General features: G+C 40.8%; 14 protein-coding genes and 2 pseudogenes. 2 read left to right on the plus strand and 14 right to left on the minus strand.

What is annotated here, in order from left to right; genetic code table 11:
• Positions 1-118: 118 nt before the first annotated feature.
• From EEL30_22820 to EEL30_22830, 3 genes and pseudogenes are all read right to left on the minus strand, one after another.
• Complete coding sequence (locus EEL30_22820) at positions 119-625, minus strand: hypothetical protein (protein ID QDX94867.1); 507 nt, start codon at positions 623-625, stop codon at positions 119-121.
• Positions 625-995, minus strand: a pseudogene (locus EEL30_22825) (hypothetical protein). Before EEL30_22825 ends, EEL30_22820 begins: the two are co-directional and overlap by 1 nt.
• Positions 996-1357: 362 nt before the next feature.
• Positions 1358-2179: an AraC family transcriptional regulator gene (locus EEL30_22830; GenBank protein QDX94868.1), complete on the minus strand. Its 822-nt coding sequence runs from the start codon at positions 2177-2179 to the stop codon at positions 1358-1360.
• Positions 2180-2329: 150 nt separating this feature from the next.
• Here EEL30_22830 and EEL30_22835 point away from each other — a divergent pair.
• Positions 2330-3276: pseudogene (locus EEL30_22835) on the plus strand (GNAT family N-acetyltransferase).
• Here the strand turns inward: EEL30_22835 and EEL30_22840 are convergent.
• From EEL30_22840 to EEL30_22890, 11 genes are all read right to left on the minus strand, one after another.
• Positions 3267-4082 carry a DeoR/GlpR transcriptional regulator gene (locus tag EEL30_22840; GenBank protein QDX94869.1) on the minus strand — a complete coding sequence of 272 codons (816 nt, stop codon included), beginning with the start codon at positions 4080-4082 and terminating at the stop codon, positions 3267-3269. The pseudogene EEL30_22835 and the gene EEL30_22840 sit on opposite strands and share 10 nt — an antisense overlap.
• A gap of 128 nt (positions 4083-4210) precedes the next feature.
• On the minus strand, positions 4211-4453 hold the full coding sequence (locus EEL30_22845; protein QDX94870.1) for an RNA chaperone Hfq: 243 nt from the start codon (positions 4451-4453) through the stop codon (positions 4211-4213).
• 29 nt (positions 4454-4482) lie between these two features.
• Positions 4483-5436: a tRNA (adenosine(37)-N6)-dimethylallyltransferase MiaA gene (gene miaA, locus EEL30_22850; GenBank protein ID QDX94871.1), complete on the minus strand. Its 954-nt coding sequence runs from the start codon at positions 5434-5436 to the stop codon at positions 4483-4485.
• Positions 5433-6224 (minus strand): hypothetical protein, encoded by a 792-nt coding sequence (locus tag EEL30_22855; protein QDX94872.1) that lies wholly within the window; start codon positions 6222-6224, stop codon positions 5433-5435. Before EEL30_22855 ends, miaA begins: the two co-directional genes overlap by 4 nt.
• A gap of 143 nt (positions 6225-6367) precedes the next feature.
• Positions 6368-8569: a DNA mismatch repair endonuclease MutL gene (gene mutL, locus EEL30_22860; GenBank protein QDX94873.1), complete on the minus strand. Its 2202-nt coding sequence runs from the start codon at positions 8567-8569 to the stop codon at positions 6368-6370.
• A 28-nt stretch (positions 8570-8597) separates the two neighbouring features.
• On the minus strand, positions 8598-11369 hold the full coding sequence (mutS, locus tag EEL30_22865; GenBank protein ID QDX94874.1) for a DNA mismatch repair protein MutS: 2772 nt from the start codon (positions 11367-11369) through the stop codon (positions 8598-8600).
• 29 nt (positions 11370-11398) lie between these two features.
• Positions 11399-12727: a hypothetical protein gene (locus EEL30_22870; protein QDX94875.1), complete on the minus strand. Its 1329-nt coding sequence runs from the start codon at positions 12725-12727 to the stop codon at positions 11399-11401.
• Positions 12728-12887: 160 nt separating this feature from the next.
• Positions 12888-13442: an outer spore coat protein CotE gene (gene cotE, locus EEL30_22875; GenBank protein QDX94876.1), complete on the minus strand. Its 555-nt coding sequence runs from the start codon at positions 13440-13442 to the stop codon at positions 12888-12890.
• A gap of 104 nt (positions 13443-13546) precedes the next feature.
• Positions 13547-13999, minus strand: a complete 453-nt coding sequence (locus EEL30_22880; GenBank protein QDX94877.1) for a master regulator for biofilm formation — start codon at positions 13997-13999, stop codon at positions 13547-13549.
• Positions 14000-14005: 6 nt separating this feature from the next.
• Positions 14006-15517 (minus strand): tRNA (N6-isopentenyl adenosine(37)-C2)-methylthiotransferase MiaB, encoded by a 1512-nt coding sequence (gene miaB, locus EEL30_22885; GenBank protein ID QDX94878.1) that lies wholly within the window; start codon positions 15515-15517, stop codon positions 14006-14008.
• A 313-nt stretch (positions 15518-15830) separates the two neighbouring features.
• Complete coding sequence (locus EEL30_22890) at positions 15831-16646, minus strand: (2Fe-2S)-binding protein (protein QDX94879.1); 816 nt, start codon at positions 16644-16646, stop codon at positions 15831-15833.
• Between the two features lie 477 nt (positions 16647-17123).
• Here EEL30_22890 and EEL30_22895 point away from each other — a divergent pair, with 477 nt between their 5' ends.
• On the plus strand, positions 17124-17516 hold the full coding sequence (locus EEL30_22895; protein QDX94880.1) for a helix-turn-helix domain-containing protein: 393 nt from the start codon (positions 17124-17126) through the stop codon (positions 17514-17516).
• Positions 17517-17706: the final 190 nt, after the last annotated feature.

Below are 17706 nucleotides of genomic sequence, written 5' to 3' on the forward strand. Positions count from 1 at the left end.
ATAATCGTCTCTACAGTATACGCAGTATGCTTTGAAATCCTGTACAGAAAATATAAAATAAATAGCTTGATTTATAAAAAAATCCCGTCTCACCTGTTACAGTGACACGGGATGCTTTCTATCTGTCAACAAAAATGGCTCTACCTGTAGTAGCATCGATAAAAACATCTTTATTCAATCTGTCTTCAGCAAGTTCATAAACCAATCTAGGTGTCTTTTCCCCGCTTTTAATTTCATATCCCAGTTCTAATGGATGATAACGAAGCCATTCTCTAGCACCTACCTCTGGTGACATAATTGCATTTCGATCCGGGAGCTTGACTTGATTATTAGTTAAAAAAGGTTCTTTAATGGACTGTTTCGTAAATCTGATCCCTTCTCCTGTAACTGAATCTATTTCAACCAAATAACTTACATACGAATCCACCGTTGGTAAAACCAGAATGCCTTGATAACTTTTAAAGAAACGGAATCTATATGAGTTTTCATCATTATTACTGTATGTGAGTTGTACTTCCTTGTCCCAGGGATCAAGGTATTTTTCCAAAAAACGAAAGGCTTTCTCCTGAGCTTGTTCTTTAGAAATCTTCCCTTTTGCATTGGGAGTAATCTTAGTAATTTCCATTACACAACTTGGCGATAATCTGGGGATAGAGACATCACCAGATTTTTTAATTCAGTTGCTCGGTCTTGCTTTAAAAATACACTTTCTGTATCATCAGTTAATTTGCTCTCCGCTTGCTGTTGACTCTGCAAAGTAAGCTTTGAAAAAATCGTCCGAAATGACCAGGAACGAACATACTTTTTCGTTTCATTGATAGCTAATCCCAATTCATATACGCTTTCATGAACGTTTCTTGTGTAATATCTTCCGCAATCTTTTGGTCCTTTAACATGAGATACACCATATTTAAAATCTTCTGACCATACTCATGCATAAGAGACTCTAAACTAAGCTCTTTAGACATCGTTAAAGCGATTTCCGCTTTTTCCAATGAGTTCACCTGCTTTATATATTCTTTTTTGCTTTCCATAGAATTAGATTCCGCTGGACGATTTTTGTGACAATTTTTTCCATAGAATTAGTTATACATTCTAACAACACGAAAAACCGCCCTCATAGGAGAGCGGTTCACATCGAGCTCAGTCTTTTGGGGCACTAGCGGTACTTTTCTTTAACACATCTACCTCCATTATAGAGTTAGATCATCAAAGCGAACCGGATACCACAATCTGGGTAATCATTTCATTGTCCACGGCACATCAACCTCCTATAAAGACTGTTGCGCGTTTCTAACTGGTGACCACCGAGCTCGATGATTATAGTGTAGCCAGAATGAAGATTTTTATACAGGACTCAAACATTTTTTCTAAAATTGCTGGCTGAGGCGCCATACTGTTGCTTCCACACGCGTTGAAATGAACTGAGGCTCCCAAAACCAGCTTCATATGCAATACGGGTGATCTCCCAATCTGTGGAACGTAGTAAATAAGCTGCCTCTTTTATCCGTAATTGTTGCAGATATTGTCCAGGTGTCATTCTTTTATTTCTTTTAAACTGATGGATAAAATGAAATTTGCTACTACCAGCAATACCTGCTATCTCTTCAAGTGTTAAGGGGTGTTTAAATTCTTGATGCATATAATCGATCGCTCTTTTGACACCCGGATGTTCATGCAAGCATGTCACTTCTAGCTCACTATCTGTATTCTTTTTTGAATGAAGGGTAAGGAATAATCTGGCTACCTCCCACTCCAGTTCCATTTGATGTAGCTCGTCCATTGGTTCAAATAATGATCGTTGAAAAGCCCGTTGTACCGTTTGCTGAAAAAGTGGTACAACCTCTGTAGACAAACTTGTGTATTCCAGTGCAGGTCTCTTTCTAACAGACTGTTCATTTTCCCATACTTCTTGTAAAAAATCATGCTGGAAGCCAACCAACATAATAGTAGCTGGGCCATAGGTAGCAAGATGACGATGTTGATCATCTGGCTGTACCAACAGCCTCTGCTTAGCAGCAACCCTTTGGTAGCTTTTATTCCATTGAATCTCTATCTCATTGTCTATTGGCATGCTTACTTGCAAATAATCACCATGATCGTGTAATTCGTCACTTTGACCTTGTTGTAATGTAAACAGCCGAAAACCGCTGTTTTTCCATTCTAGAAGCATATCCATCTGTACATATTTCCCCCAACGCAATTTATGCTACCTAACACGCAATTTTTAATATGCGTATTTTTTGAATTCTTTTATACTTACTATTATACATTAGCTTCAAGACTAATTTGTATGTAGAATAGTCGTTTACGAAAGGTGTGAATAGATGTGCTTAGACAACCAAACGGTGCTTACGCCGCCGCAGGACTTACAGAAGCAGAACTAACTCAAGTGAAAGACCTTTTACAAGTTTGCAATGAATATGATCAAATCCAAATCAAATTAAATCTAGATATGATTAGTTGCAGACCCACTGATCAAATTCAAGATTTTTATTTCGCAAAAGATGACCGAATGATTGGCTATCTCGCCCTATATATTTTTAATAATCGGGAGGTAGAAATCAGCGGTATGGTTGATCCTGCTCATCGACGCAATGGTATTTTCTATTCCTTGCTACAGCTAGCTTACCCGGAAATTGAACGTCGCCAGTTACCAAAACTTATTTTCATGTCTCAGGAAAAATCTGCTTCTGGTAAAGCCTTTTTGGAAGCACTGGGAAGCACCTATTCCTTCTCTGAATACTGGATGGAAATGGACTCCCCCCTTCTGATCCAAAAACAACCTCTCTTTTTCTAAGGGAAGCAACGGAAGAAGACATTTCCTTATTCGTACAAGTAGATATAGAGTCCTTTGGATCGTCTAAAGAAGATTCAATCAGACACGCATTAGAAGGAATTCAAGAACCTGATCGGCATCCTATCGTTGCCTTTCTTGGAAATGAATTCATAGGTAAACTTAGTTATCAACGCATAGATGATATGGATTTTATTTATGGCTTTGCTGTCATGCCGTCCTTTCAGGGAAGAGGTTATGGGAGAGAAATTTTGACAAGAGTGGTTTGTGAATTAATAAAAAAACAGTCACCATCAATCGTCTTGGAGGTAGAAGTGAGGAACAAAAATGCCCTTAAACTGTATAACAGTTGTGGTTTTAAGGAGGTAACTGCAAATGATTATTATATCCTGGCCACTTCGCAACTTAGTAGCCTGTTTCACATTTCACATAAAGAGATAGGTGACCAGGAAAACAGTAAAATAAAAACTTACGAATAATCTGGAACCGCGATTGGATAACTTCCTTTTGCTACTGTTACCTCTAGACCTTGCTTTTCCATTTGATCTCGCAACTCTTTTGGGGTTCCCTCATCGGTGATAAGTAAATGAAAACTGTTGAGGGGACCTATTTTAGAAAAAGCGTCATGCCCCATCTCTTCGTGAGAAGCTAAAATAAAACGCCGACGCGAAACTTCCAGGACAGCACGGCTAAAGCTTGCCACTTCTGGTGTTGCAGTGCTAACGCCTTGTAAACTAATCGCTCCAGCCGTTAAGAAACAAAGATCAATCGTGAATTGTTTCACCATTTCATTTGCGATAATATCGGAAATCGTACCAGTTTTCTTGACTTGTCCTCCTATCAGATAAACGTCGGTTTTTTCAGATTCACGTAACTGTTCGGCAATTTTAATCGAATTGGTCACCACTGTTATAGGCATATGTTGAGGTAAAAATTTTAACATATGAAAATGTAAGCTTGTTCCACTTAAAAATATCGTATCGTGCTCTTGAATGTAGGATACTGCTGTTTTAGAAATGGCAGTAATATGACTGGGTCCATCCTTGAAGCGTATTGCTGACGGTGCAACAGGCTTACGCACTGCTGATACAGGGATAGCCCCACCGTGCGTTTTTTTCAAAAGTCCCTGCTCTTCCATAATGGACAAATCTCTCCGAATGGAATCAATAGAAACGTGAAATTGTTCCGCTAATTCCTTCACCAACACACGCTGCGCTTCATGTAGGATCTCCAGAATCTTTCCTCTTCTCTCTTCAGCAAACATCTCATCGCCTGCCTTCACCATGTTATACTTCCATTTTATTCCGTTATACGCAAAAAAGTCAATATTTACCTGCTAAATTATTCTGCTTTATGCCTTTTTGAGCAAAAAAATCAGGATTCCCGAAGAAACCCTGATTTTCTTGCCTACTTTTACGATTGTTGTGCTTGGCTTTCCGACATCAAAGATACAGGACGTTGTGGAGTAAACGTAGAAATCGCATGTTTATAAACCAATTGTTGCTTGCCTTCTGTATCAATAACGATTGTGAAGTTATCAAACGCTTTGATATAGCCTCGCAATTGGAATCCGTTTACCAAATATATGGTAACTGCGATATTTTCTTTTCGTAGATGGTTTAAGAACGTATCTTGAATATTGATCGTCTGTTTCATGGACAATACCCCCTAAAAGGACTTGTAAGTTATATATTCGGCGTTGAATGGAACTTTCCTTCCAACGCACTGGTAATTGTTTCAACCACTTGTTCATAAGAATCGGGATTGGTCATATCGTACCATTCCAACTGAGGCATGCGTCTAAACCAGGTTAGCTGACGCTTAGCAAAATGGCGTGTTCGTTGCTTGATATCAGAAATAGCTTTGTCCAGAGTAATCTCTCCATAAAGATAAGGGATAAGCTCCTTGTAACCCAAGCCTTGCATAGCTACTAAATCGGCTGAATACCCTTGGTCAAGCAGAATACGAACCTCTTCTACTAAACCAGCCTCAATCATTACATCTACTCGTTGATTTACTCGTTCATAGAGCTTCGCCCGATCCATCGTCAAGCCAATAATTTTTAAATTGTAAGGAGAATAGGCCGCCTGATTCTGAAAATCAGACATACGTTTTCCAGTCAACTCGTAAATTTCTATCGCTCGAATAACTCTGCGCACATCATTAGGATGCAAACGATCTGCTGTAATAGGATCATGTTCACGTAAGCGTCGGTGTAGGGCTTCTACTCCTTCTACGTCAGCATATTTTTGCAACCGATCTCGCATTTCCGCGTCCTGATCCGCCTCAGAGAATTGATAATCATGAGTAACTGACTGTATGTAAAGTCCTGTTCCACCCACGATGATGGGTAGATGATTACGCTGATTTATTTGGGTGATTAGCCTCCGCGCCTGCTGTTGAAAGATAGCTACAGAATATTCCTCATCTGGGTTCATGATATCAATCAGATGATGGGGAACAATAGCACGCTCTTCATCAGAAGCTTTAGCTGTACCTATATCCATGCCACGATATACCTGCATGGAATCTCCAGAGATGATCTCTCCGTTGAATTGTTGGGCTAATTGTAGGCTTAGAGCTGTTTTACCTACCGCAGTAGGGCCTACAATTACCACTAAGTTTTCTTTTTCCTTCATCTCTCACTCCCCTCCAATGCTTCGATATAACTATAAATCACTTGGTGCTCACGTTTTCGGTAAGGTGTAAAACCCAATTGCTCATGTAGGATACCTGTTGTACCCTCTTTTAAAACGACTCGTCGCTTAGCTACCCGTCGAGCTTGAGCAATCGTTTCCTCAGTCAGCACCTTATTATTAGCCAATTGGCGCAAGGTAGAAATACCATGTGACTCTGAGACAGCTTGTTGGAACATAGGATCAAAATAAACCACGTCAAATGAGTTATCAGGCATACTTTGTAGCATTTGAAGATGGTCTGATTCTTCCACCTGTACGCGTCTCATTGCTTCAATTAAAGCTTGTGTTCCCGTGTCCCAGTGAGCAAGACCGTCTCGCACTAATCTAGCAATCACAGGCTCCGATTCAATTCCCACCACTTGCCCAGCTTCACCCGTGGCATAGGCAAATACGATCGCATCTGCAGCCAAACCTATCGTGGCATCGAGCACCTTGTCACCTGGTGAAATTTGGCAAGCGGAAAGCATAGTATCATTATCGCCGCGTTCTAGCCTCTTTATACGGAACGAGGCCGTATTTGGATGAAAAAAGAAAGCTTGTTGACCTTTCCGTTCCAGCCTAGCTCCCTTGGCGGTTACGATTAAGATATCATCCGTCTGGTATTTACCCCGGAGCTTTTCGATAGAATCCTCCCCACGTGACACTAGTGGAGCGTCAAAGATAGTAGCCAGTTCGTGCGCATGAGCCAAAACAACTGATTTAGGCTCACTTCCTGTTGTTACAATCATATCATCACTCGTTTCCTACTCATACTAAGTCCGTTCTATTAGATTTCTGTATATGCTCTTGTATTTGTTGCTAGAAAGAACACCCGCTCGTCTCGTAATCCAACGTTCGAGATGTTCTTTTACGCACATAGATATACGATCTTTTACATGACTCGCTTAAACATTTTTTCTAAATCATAGGTAGAAAAGTGAATAGCAATTGGTCGACCATGCGGGCAGGTGAAAGGACTTGTCGTTTGACGAAGACGGGCCAATAGGGCCTCCATCTCTGCATGCATCAAATAACGATTGGCTTTAATTGAAGCCTTGCATGACATCATAATGGCAGCTTTTTCCCGCATCTTACTCACTTCGACCCGCTCGCTTTCACTTGCTTCTTGTACAAATTGGATCAGTTCATTAATGATTTCCACTTCACTTCCTTGCGGGAACCACTGAGGGTGAGCCCTAACAAGAAATGTCCGGTTACCAAACCATTCCATATCCAATCCAAAAGATTGTAGCAAATCAAGTCGTTCCAGTAATTTCGCCTCTTCCTGCATCGTACATTCCACCGTATGCGGGAATAAAAGCATTTGACTAGATATCGTCTCATCTTGCAATCTTTGCATAAAGTACTCGTAAAAGATCCGTTCCTGAGCAGCATGCTGATCAATTAAGTACATGCCAGAGTCGTTCTGAGCAATGATGTAGGTCCCATGAACCTGGCCTACTGGATAAAAGACAGGTACAGCAGATTCAAGCTCTTCTAAGTTCGCTGAGTCATCAAGATCGCTCTCTGCTTGTGACTGTTCTACTATATATGATTGAGATTCATTACTATCTACTTCGTCTTTTACGTTTTCGTCATTTTCAATAGAATCGTCCCATCGAGCCTCTTCCATTTCAGAGCTTTTCTTACACTCAGTTCCATCATGTTCCGTTGACGAACGTTCAAGTTCCTGGGGCACACTTACATCTGAATGCTGAACTAAATTACTAGTTGGGCTTTCAACTCGCTGTTGGCTCAAGTCGCTAGCAAGATAGCTGGTCATGCTGTTACCCGCATACATCCATTTGCTTTCATGTGGTTGATCTGCTTCTACGTGTATATCGACTTCTGGTTTATCAACCACCTGCTGGTCTATCTGTTGGCTCAATTGTTGTTTTGCCGTCAATTCAGATGTAGACCCAGACATCTGTTCTGCGTACGTTGGTCGCCGCTCTCTGATAGGCACATCAAAAGCCGTAAGCAAACGATTCATTTGTTGTTGCTGTTCAGCCGAATGCCGCTCACCTAGGTCAAACTGCGGCTGGTATGGCTTTTCCATCTTAATTTTAGGACGACTGCTTGTCTGCATTGGTTGCACGATTCGTAAGCCTGTTTGCAGTGCCTCTTTTACTGATTGTTCGACCGCTGCACACAATTCTTGCTCTTTACTAAAACGTACCTCTAGTTTAGCTGGATGAACATTCACATCAACTAAAATAGGGTCCATTTCAATATGCATAGCAACAATCGGAAAGCGACCGATCGGTAAAAAGGTATGATACCCTCGCATTATCGCTTGAGACAGTGGGTAATTACGTACATAACGCCCATTAACCAGCGTAGAGATGTATGTACGATTAGCTCTCGTTACCTCTGTTTTAGATAATAAACCACTCCAGCGAAAATCTAATGTCTCTCCTTCAAACGGCAGCAATAACTTAGCAACCTGAACTCCATAAATGGCTGCCATTACATGTAACAGCTTGCCATCACCCGATGTTTGCAACAAACTTCTCCCATTATGAGTCAACGTAAAAGCAATCGTCGGATAGGTAATCGCTAACCGATTTACATAATCTGAGACATGTCCTACCTCCGTGGAAATGGAACGCATATATTTTAAACGCGCCGGTGTATTAAAAAATAGGTCACGCACGACAATCTCTGTTCCTTTGACTCTAGCGTAATCCTCTACGACCTTCATGTCTCCACCGTCAATTACGACCTTGGTTCCCACTTGTCCACTATCTTCAGCACTCATCAATTCAATTCGAGATACCGAGGCGATAGATGCCAATGCTTCACCACGAAAGCCAAGAGAGCGAATATGGAACAAATCGCGCGCCGAACGAATCTTGCTCGTAGCATGCCGCTCAAAAGCACGTAAGCAATCATCACGATCCATTCCTGCCCCATTATCGACAATGCGTATGAGCTGTAAACCACCTTCCTCAATGTGAATTTCTATCTGAGAGGTACCTGCATCAATTGAATTTTCCACCAGCTCCTTCACCACAGAGGCTGGGCGTTCCACCACTTCACCAGCGGCAATCATATTGCTTACCTGTTCCGTTAGCACTTGAATTTTCCCCATGTTCCTCCCCTTTCTGTGTGAAGCAAGCTTACTTATGTTTACGCAAACGTGCATTCCATTCAGATAACTGAATGAGTGCTTGTAGCGGCGTCATTTGATTTAAATCTAAGTCACGTAATTCTGATAGAACTTCTGTTTCGAATGGATTTACAACAGGTTCAAGAACAGTAGAAGCAGTTTCCAATCTAGCATTTTCTGTTGTTCTACTAGAAATAGCTGAGGGGTGCTCCACTTTTGCGACTTCTATCACATCAGTCATGTCCGTTTTGGATTCTGTTTCTACGTTTGATTTGGTAGTATCGCTACCTTTGCTCTTTTTCTTATGAGTAGTCATAGCTTGACCCGAAGAGACTTGCTGTGAGGGAGCTTGACCCCACAACATATCTAGCGACAGTTGCTCTAACGGTGCTTCTCGATCCTTGCCTTCTAATCCCTGTAAGATTTCGCGTGCACGACTGATCACCTCAAATGGCATCTCAGCTAATTCCGCAACATGAATCCCGTAGCTTTTATCAGCACGGCCTTCCTCAATCTTATGCAAGAATAAGAGCTTGCCATCCCGCTCTTCACAACGAGCATGAACATTCACCACTCCTGGGATTTTCTCCTCCAGATCGGTTAGTTCATGATAGTGCGTGGAGAATAAGGTTTTTGCTCCTATATGTTCATGGATATATTCAATCACCGCTTGCGCTAAAGCCATTCCATCATAGGTAGACGTTCCTCGACCAATCTCATCTAGCAATATCAAGCTACGTGGAGTTGCCTTTACTAGCGCATTACGCGTTTCTAGCATCTCAACCATAAAGGTAGAGAATCCTCCTACCAAATCATCCGCAGCTCCAATTCGCGTAAAAATTTGATCCACTAAGCTAATTCGCGCTTCGCTAGCTGGAACAAAGCAACCGATCTGGGCCATAACCGTAATCAACGCCATTTGTCGCATATACGTACTCTTACCCGCCATATTAGGCCCTGTGATGAGCAAAATATTACGGTCTTTTTGATTCATCATCACGTCATTTGCAACATACTTCTCTTGATTTAATACGGCTTCAACTACCGCGTGACGACCATCCTTTACGTACACTTCACCATCCGTTGTTAATATTGGACGGATAAATCCACGTTCATCACTAACTGTAGCAAAGGCTTGCAACACGTCAATGCGAGCAATTCGTTCTGCTAATGTTTGGATGCGAGGGATATGCTTGGCCACTTCCAAACGAATTTGGGTAAATAACTGATACTCTAGCTCAACTAACTTCTCTTCCGCTTCTAGAATCAGTGCTTCTTTCTCTTTTAACTCTGGAGTCACATAGCGCTCCGCATTCGTTAACGTTTGCTTACGTTCGTAACGCCCCTCTGGTATATGGGCAAGGTTCGCCTTTGAAATTTCGATATAGTAACCAAATACTTTATTAAAGCCTACTTTTAACGAACGAATTCCTGTCAGTTCCCGCTCGCTTTTTTCTAATTGAGCAATCCAGCTCTTACCTTGGCGACTAGCCAATCTGAGCTTGTCCAAGTATTCATCATAGCCATCTTGAATCAAATTTCCCTCACGGACACTCACAGGCGGCTCTTCCACTAGGGTTTCTGCTAAAAATTGTGCGATATCACTACAGTCATCCATGTCGGAAGCAATTGTTTGTAAAGCTTCTTCTCCGCTGTTAACCAATAGGTGCTTTATATCAGGAATGGCTTCGAGAGAATGGCGCAGTTGGACTAAATCTTTTGCATTTGCATTGCCATAAGAAATACGTCCCGCTAAACGCTCCAGATCATATACACGATCAAGCCCCTCACGCACATCAGAACGCAATAATAAATCGTGGCGGAATGCTTCTACCGTATCGTATCGTTTACCAATTTCATCCGGATGTAATAGTGGGCGTTCAATCCAACGACGCAACAAACGTCCGCCCATCGCTGTCTCCGTTTTATCCAGCAACCATAGCAAAGAGCCTTTTTTGGACTTGTCCCGGATGGTTTCCGTCAGCTCTAAATTTCTCCGTGAGAAATGGTCCATTTGCAAAAATTCATGTGCCACATAATGTTGCAAGGAACGCATATGTGTCAACGCCCGCTTTTGCGTAGTTCTGACATAATGCAAGAGTCCGTTCATCGCTTGACGAACAGCATCCTCTAGCTGAGTAGCTTCCGTTGGGTATAACTCATCTACGGCCGTTTGTGAGACTACATTGGTCGCTAGGCAAGTAATAGACATATGAGGTGATAAACCTTTACCTCTAAGTTCATCCTCAGCAATATCACATAGCAACAGCTCACTTGGGCGATACTGCATCGCTTCTTCTACTGCTGCATACATCGTTGACAAAGAAGTTGTATACATTTCACCGGTACTTAAATCACATGCTGCTACCGCCGCTTTTCCTGACAATGCGGCGATAGCAACCAGATAATTGTTCTCTTTATCGTTTAACCATTTTCCTTCAATCATGGTTCCAGGTGTAATCATTCGTGTTACTTCACGCTTTACAACACCTTTTGACTCTTTGGGATCTTCTACTTGCTCGCAAATCGCTACTTTGTATCCCTTTTTTAACAATTCCGCAATATAGGTCTCAGCTGCGTGATGAGGCACTCCACACATTGGAATGCGCTCTTCTGTTCCTCCTCCACGTCCTGTTAACGTAATTTCCAGTTCACGTGAGGCTAGAATTGCATCTTCAAAAAAGAGTTCATAAAAGTCGCCTAAACGGAAAAACAAAAAAGCATCCGTATATTGGCGCTTTATCTCTAAATACTGTTGAATCATTGGGGTGTATTGTGCCATCTTTTCTACTCCTAATACCCATAATCATTTCATCTATTATAACATGGTTCCTGATGGTTGTTGAGTTGAAATGGGGGTAACTTCCAAGCCAACTTGATATCATGATTGCTTTGCCACTCCCCCTCCGTAAAAATACTATGAAAAAAGGGAGTTAGATATTTTCGATACGTTTGATACAAAGGAAGAACCTTTAGCTCGGCATACAACTCCTTGACTAAGGAAGTGAGTTTCTCTTTCTCTCCTCGATAGTAAGCAAGCTGCATGGCTACATCTGTACTCACATCTCGCTTGAGAAGATATTGGGATTCAACAATCACTTTGGTCAGAGTCAAAACACCCTTGGTCATTCGTGGTGAAACCAGCCAACTAGGTAACGTCCTGTATTCAAATCCTCCATGCGGTTGTTCACGTACATCTCCTAGAAAACCGTAACGTGGTCGTCTTTTGATACATCCACGATCTTCTAACAAACACAGCGGCAATGCCAAATAAGTATCTAATTTGCGAATTAAATCGAAATGAAGAGCAGTCCCACTAACATGAACATGGCCTCCGATTGGATAACCGTCAAAGGGCATTCCCCCTGCCAGCCAACTAATCGAATCATCAGCGATCTTACGTTGAGCCAAATGAAGAGCTTTATAAATATTTTTCATAACGATTTCCGGTTCTGTTGAGGGGTCTGGTCGAACTTCAACCAACGGATGCTGATTAGATGGAAGCTCTGTTTTTAATCGGACTCCATCGTATCCAACAGCGCCATATTTTTGCAAATACTCAGAAGCAATTGCCATTTTTCCTGACTGGTCACGCAGAGCAAATTCAGGGTCAGCTCCCAGCATCACCTGTGGAGTAGCTACTTGATCCAGAAGAATCTGCTGTTCACGTTGCTTCATAAACAACTGCACTCGTTCCAGAAGCGAAACATCTACCGACAGTTGAGCATGACAATCTATTACCCGCATCCTTATTGGGGAATGAACCCCAACTGTTACTATCCCATAATCCAGCCCTAGAGCATAAACGGTACGAATTGCCAAGGAAACGATCCGATTTTTTTCTGTTTCATCTAACTGTTGGCTAACTTCTTCTTTTTGAGTTTTGCCAACCGTCCGCGCTGCCTGTAAAATCCAGACAGTCCGATTCTCTATTCGATAAATAGCGGCGATCTGATGTTGAAACAAATGTACTTCATACGTTTGCATTGGGATTACACCAGCGTACGTCTGAATAGGCACCCCGTGTAACTTCAAAATGGCCATCATTCTCTCTCGTTGATGCGTATGTTTTATGGCGCTCTCCCTATTCCACTTTTCCATGGAAAAAGTGGCGACTTTACTCATTACCATGTTAGACATACGCCTACCTCCCTTGCTTCCTTCCTACAAGCTATGCACTTTACAAAAAGGTGGTGCGTAATCTAACATATGTAACATTTTTAACTAATTCACGTAATTTTTCTGTTATTAAAAAACAAAAAAGGCCATCGGATACGCCGACAGCCTTACTTCCAAGTACTTAATCTAGATCATCTAGCAGGCTCGCCGAGTCGAATTGATCGTACTCGTCGGTTGAATCATCAAAGTCATGTGAGAAGGAATCTTTGTCATCGCAGCTATGGCAAACAACAACGCACACCTTGGTTTCTCCAACGACTTCCACAGAGTACTCCTGTTCCACTCGTACATTCACCGTACTACCGCTAATTTCTGCTCTAACACATTTTGGTTGTTCAATGCATTGGCAAATTATTTCTAAATCACCACGGCAATGTTTGTCAAAATAAGAAAACGGAACATCTAAAGTGTAATGTACTTCTTCTTTTTTGACCTCTGTTTGGGTATTATCCTCATAGGAATACCAGAGATTTACATCATACGTTCCACTGATAACGACCGACTCTGCCACTTTTTCTGCTGAAAAATTATTATTAATAATCCAGCATCCCAAAATGGTAGTTGGCGTATGAGCAGGTGCGATCGTATGTGTCGATTGAGAGAATTTATGTCCTCTACCGCAGACAGCTTTGGCAATCAATTCTCGACATTGCAAGTCTTTATCCGTACCAGACATTTTGTAACCTCCTCCATACAACGTTTCTGTACATTTGTATGCAGGTTATTAGTCTAGGGTGCAAGATCGAGAGAACCGTTGTGGCAAGAATTATCATTCTTTATTTAGTGACCACAACCACAGCCTTCATCATCATGATGACCTGCTTCGGGACCACCTGTTTTACCAGTAAGAGGGTTACCACCTGTATCTAGGATAATTCTATCTGAAACAGTATTGGTAATAACATGCGTAACCATTTGCAATAAATCGTTTACATCAGTTTGGGATTGCTTGAATTCAGTTACCAGTGGAATTGCGTCTAATTCCTCTTGAAGGGTATCGAATTCCGTTTGCACTTTTTCTACAAGCTTCGCATTGCTCATACTTTCATACATGACTATTTGCTTTTGTTTTGCTTTCAGACTGGAAATCAATTCTTGAACGCGTTCATTCTGCTTGACTTGGGATTCAGCTCGTTTGAAAAAATCTACTTCTTTCGTACGGGAGATCATGTTAGCTAATTCACGCGCTTTTGCCAAAATTTCTTGATCTGTGTAAACCGGTGTTTCTGCCATCTCCAATTACACCTCAACTTTAGTCACTAATTCTCCATACGTGGTAAATGTTTTTGCATCTGTAATTGTAACATGTACTAGTGTACCAATTAAAGAATTATCAGCTTTTACATGCACTAATTTTCCAGTTCGTGTACGACCTGTTAATACTTCTGGGTTTTTTCGACTCTCTCCCTCGATCAACAGTTCGTAGGTTTTTCCAATCATTTGTTGATTTTTACGCAATGAAATCTCATTTTGTACCGCCATCAGTCTCTGTAGACGATCCTTTTTCTCTGCTTCTGGTACATTATCCACCATAGAAGCTGCTGGGGTACCCTCACGTGGTGAATAAATGAAAGTATAGGCAGAGTCGTACTCCACTTCTTTCATCATAGACAACGTTTCCAGGAATTGTTCCTCTGTTTCACCTGGGAATCCTACAATGATATCAGTGCTTAGCGAGACGTTTGGAATAGCTGCCTTAATTTTACGGACCAACTCCATATAATGTTCTCTTGTATATTTACGCGCCATTTTTTTCAAGACTTCAGAACTACCAGATTGCGCAGGTAAATGGATTTGCTCCACAAGATTTCCGCCTTTTGCTAACACTTCAATTAGATAGTCATCAAAATCGCGCGGATGACTAGTTGTAAAACGAATACGCGGGATATCAATCTTACGAAGTTCGTCCAACAAATTCCCTAGTCCGTATTCCTGATCTTCAAAATCTTTACCATAGGCATTTACATTTTGTCCTAGTACCATAACCTCTTTAAAACCTTGACGCGCCAACTCACGTACCTCGGCAATGACGTCTTCTGGGCGACGACTACGTTCTTTTCCACGTGTATATGGCACAATACAGTAGGTACAGAACTTGTCACAACCGTACATAATGTTTACCCAGGCTTTGATATCACCGGTACGAGTTTTCGGCATATTTTCAATGATATCGCCCTCTTTGGACCATACCTCAATCACCATTTCTTTACTGAACATCGCATCTCGTAATAATACAGGCAGACGATGGATATTGTGCGTACCAAAAATCATGTCTACTTCGGAATAGGAACGCAACACTTTATTTACTACCTTTTCCTCTTGTGACATACAGCCACATAAACCGAGAACGAGATTCGGATTGTTACGTTTCAGATGCTTCATGTGACCAAGCTCTCCGAATACCTTATCCTCAGCCCCTTCTCGGATTGCACAGGTATTAAACAGAATGACATCAGCTTCCATCGTATCTTCTGTCGCTGTGTAACCCATTGCTTCAAAAATTCCAGCCATAGTTTCGGTGTCATGTTCGTTCATTTGACAGCCGTAAGTACGAATCATATAGTGATGGCCCTTCCCAATTTGTTTCATTTCCTCGGGAATGCTGAAATCGTAATGCACTTCAATATCTTCTTTTCCACGTTTCTTGGCATCTTTTAAGCTTGGTGCCTGAAAATATTTTGAAAAATCTGCTGTTGATTTGCTAGACTTTCCGGATTTTAAGTCCGTTGTCGCCTCTTTTTTATCGATCATCTTCTATATTCACCTCATAATACGCTGTTTTTTTCTGCTACCATCCAGACATTATAGCATATTTGTACATTGAGAATAAAAGGAAAAAGTTCTCCAGTAACAATTTAGATGAAATCCACATTCCATTGACCTGTACGTAAAATAACTTTACATGGAGAAGTACTATGAAAAATGGTATACGTGAAAAAAGAACCCTTCTTGGTTGGGCGCAAGAAGAGCTCTCTATCAAAGTAGGTGTAGCACGCCAAACGATTGTCTCACACAAAACAACGTACGTTTTCGCTTGTTATAAGTAATTTGTATTGTAGCAAAATTATGCATTCGCCTTTTTTATTTCGGACCGATGCCTAATTCTTCTTGCCTCTCTGTCCTCTTCTCTCATACGAGGACAGGTGTAGCAATAATCGGCTCCCTCGGTCATAAAATATCTGCAACATACGTTTTTCATACGTAGTTGCTTCGTTGGGTCCTCCAAGTGTTCAATCAACCGTACTTTGACATCAAACGGATTCTTATTACGACCAAAGACACTTGAACTCAACTCTTGCTTTAAAAAATCGAAATCGTCAATCACACGCTGCTTTCCTTCAGATTCAGTTGTTTTTTCCACAAGATCTTCTATAAAGTAATGGAATTTCGTTGGCAATTGCCCCCACATCTGACCAACGTTAAATCCAGTAACGGCAGACATACACTCCAAAAGGGGACGCAATGTCTTACCGTATAAATAGGAAAGAACCTCTCTTCTCCATTCCTGTCTCTCTACCCCATCCCAAGGAGCCTCCGTTTCCGTCCAAGACCGTAGTTGAAAGGAGATACGGGTGTATGATCCCTCTTTTTTTGGACTCATATGTATGATCAAATTGGTAAGTGACAAATCCAGAGCCTTGTTTTGCACGGACACCATATACTGAAGCCCCGTAGCCATCGTAAGAAACCAACTAGCAATATACGCTGCTGTAGCGGTATCATCTAATGCTTTTATGATTGGGGCATATTGATCAAGAAATTTTCGCATTTGGCTCTCGTTAAGTAAGTCAGTGGCAGGTATTGAACAATAAGCTCCCTTAGGCTCTAGTAAATGAATATTAAACATTTCATCTAGCAGGTCGACATATATCTTTTTCAATTTATTTCCCCTTTTCTTATCATAGTTATCAATCTTAACACGCCTTCATTATTTGAGAATGATTATCATTAATATAGTTATTATTGTAAAGGAAATGAAACGAGCATTCAACTCAAAAAGGCTAACCAAACGTTCTCACATGACGTTGAATAGCTATCCTATGTATCATTTGTTGTAATATTACGCTTCATAAATTCCTTGATGCTTGTTTACTCTTGTCCACCATAAAACTTGAAGTTTTTTCAAGTTAAAGGCGAACAAAATCTATTTAAAAACCATTATAATGAGGTTAAATAGCTAGTATTTTTGACATTGATAGTAGGGATAACTAGTCATGTTGTATATGTCCATGATTATTTTCCGAGAAAAAACTTGAAAAAAATTCAAATTATATACTTGCGTTACTTGAATTATCTTCATGTTTCTTTTGAAGATAATTCAACTGTCGTATAATTGTTATAAAAATGGGGTGAGTATATGTCATCATTTGGTCAACGTTTACAAAAATCTAGAAAAAAAGCAAAACTAACACAAGAACAAGTTGCCAATAAACTCGGACTTGATTACTCCACTATCTCCAAATATGAGAATGATCACTCACAACCCGATAATGATACTCTTATAACACTAGCTGATCTCTATTTTGTTACTGTAGATTATCTTCTCGGACGAGCCAGCGAACAATCGGGGCACGATCTTTCTTTAGTGGATGCATACCTACCAAAAGAAAAATTAGAAAAACTAACTTCGAAGCAAATGCAAAAAATTAACGATTTTCTATCTTTACCCGAGGATATACAAATGAACATCGGCACAATGATTGACGCAGCTGTTGAAATCGTAAAAAACAAAAACCGTCCTAATCAGTAATCAAACTGATTATGGCGCTTTTTTGCATCTTCAATGATTTTTTCTATAAAACAAATAATGGAATTTATACTGTAGTCTTTATTTTCTATCAAATAGAGTTCGGCTAATTCAACGGCTTTCATTTTTGTATAATCTGTAAGTTTTACCGTGTTTATCTCCATTTTTTTCACCTACTTTAAAATTCTTTTGC

The sequence above is a fragment of the Brevibacillus laterosporus genome (assembly GCA_007833815.1).
GTDB lineage: Bacteria > Bacillota > Bacilli > Brevibacillales > Brevibacillaceae > Brevibacillus_B > Brevibacillus_B laterosporus_D.

Excerpts from the sequence above, each read along its gene's own strand:
- EEL30_22820 (QDX94867.1), bottom strand. The coding sequence starts at position 625 with ATGGAAATTACTAAGATTACTCCCAATGCAAAAGGGAAGATTTCTAAA.
- EEL30_22830 (QDX94868.1), bottom strand. The coding sequence starts at position 2,179 with ATGGATATGCTTCTAGAATGGAAAAACAGCGGTTTTCGGCTGTTTACA.
- EEL30_22840 (QDX94869.1), bottom strand. The coding sequence starts at position 4,082 with ATGGTGAAGGCAGGCGATGAGATGTTTGCTGAAGAGAGAAGAGGAAAG.
- EEL30_22845 (QDX94870.1), bottom strand. The coding sequence starts at position 4,453 with ATGAAACAGACGATCAATATTCAAGATACGTTCTTAAACCATCTACGA.
- miaA (QDX94871.1), bottom strand. The coding sequence starts at position 5,436 with ATGAAGGAAAAAGAAAACTTAGTGGTAATTGTAGGCCCTACTGCGGTA.
- EEL30_22855 (QDX94872.1), bottom strand. The coding sequence starts at position 6,224 with ATGATTGTAACAACAGGAAGTGAGCCTAAATCAGTTGTTTTGGCTCAT.
- mutL (QDX94873.1), bottom strand. The coding sequence starts at position 8,569 with ATGGGGAAAATTCAAGTGCTAACGGAACAGGTAAGCAATATGATTGCC.
- mutS (QDX94874.1), bottom strand. The coding sequence starts at position 11,369 with ATGGCACAATACACCCCAATGATTCAACAGTATTTAGAGATAAAGCGC.
- EEL30_22870 (QDX94875.1), bottom strand. The coding sequence starts at position 12,727 with ATGTCTAACATGGTAATGAGTAAAGTCGCCACTTTTTCCATGGAAAAG.
- cotE (QDX94876.1), bottom strand. The coding sequence starts at position 13,442 with ATGTCTGGTACGGATAAAGACTTGCAATGTCGAGAATTGATTGCCAAA.
- EEL30_22880 (QDX94877.1), bottom strand. The coding sequence starts at position 13,999 with ATGGCAGAAACACCGGTTTACACAGATCAAGAAATTTTGGCAAAAGCG.
- miaB (QDX94878.1), bottom strand. The coding sequence starts at position 15,517 with ATGATCGATAAAAAAGAGGCGACAACGGACTTAAAATCCGGAAAGTCT.
- EEL30_22895 (QDX94880.1), top strand. The coding sequence starts at position 17,124 with ATGTCATCATTTGGTCAACGTTTACAAAAATCTAGAAAAAAAGCAAAA.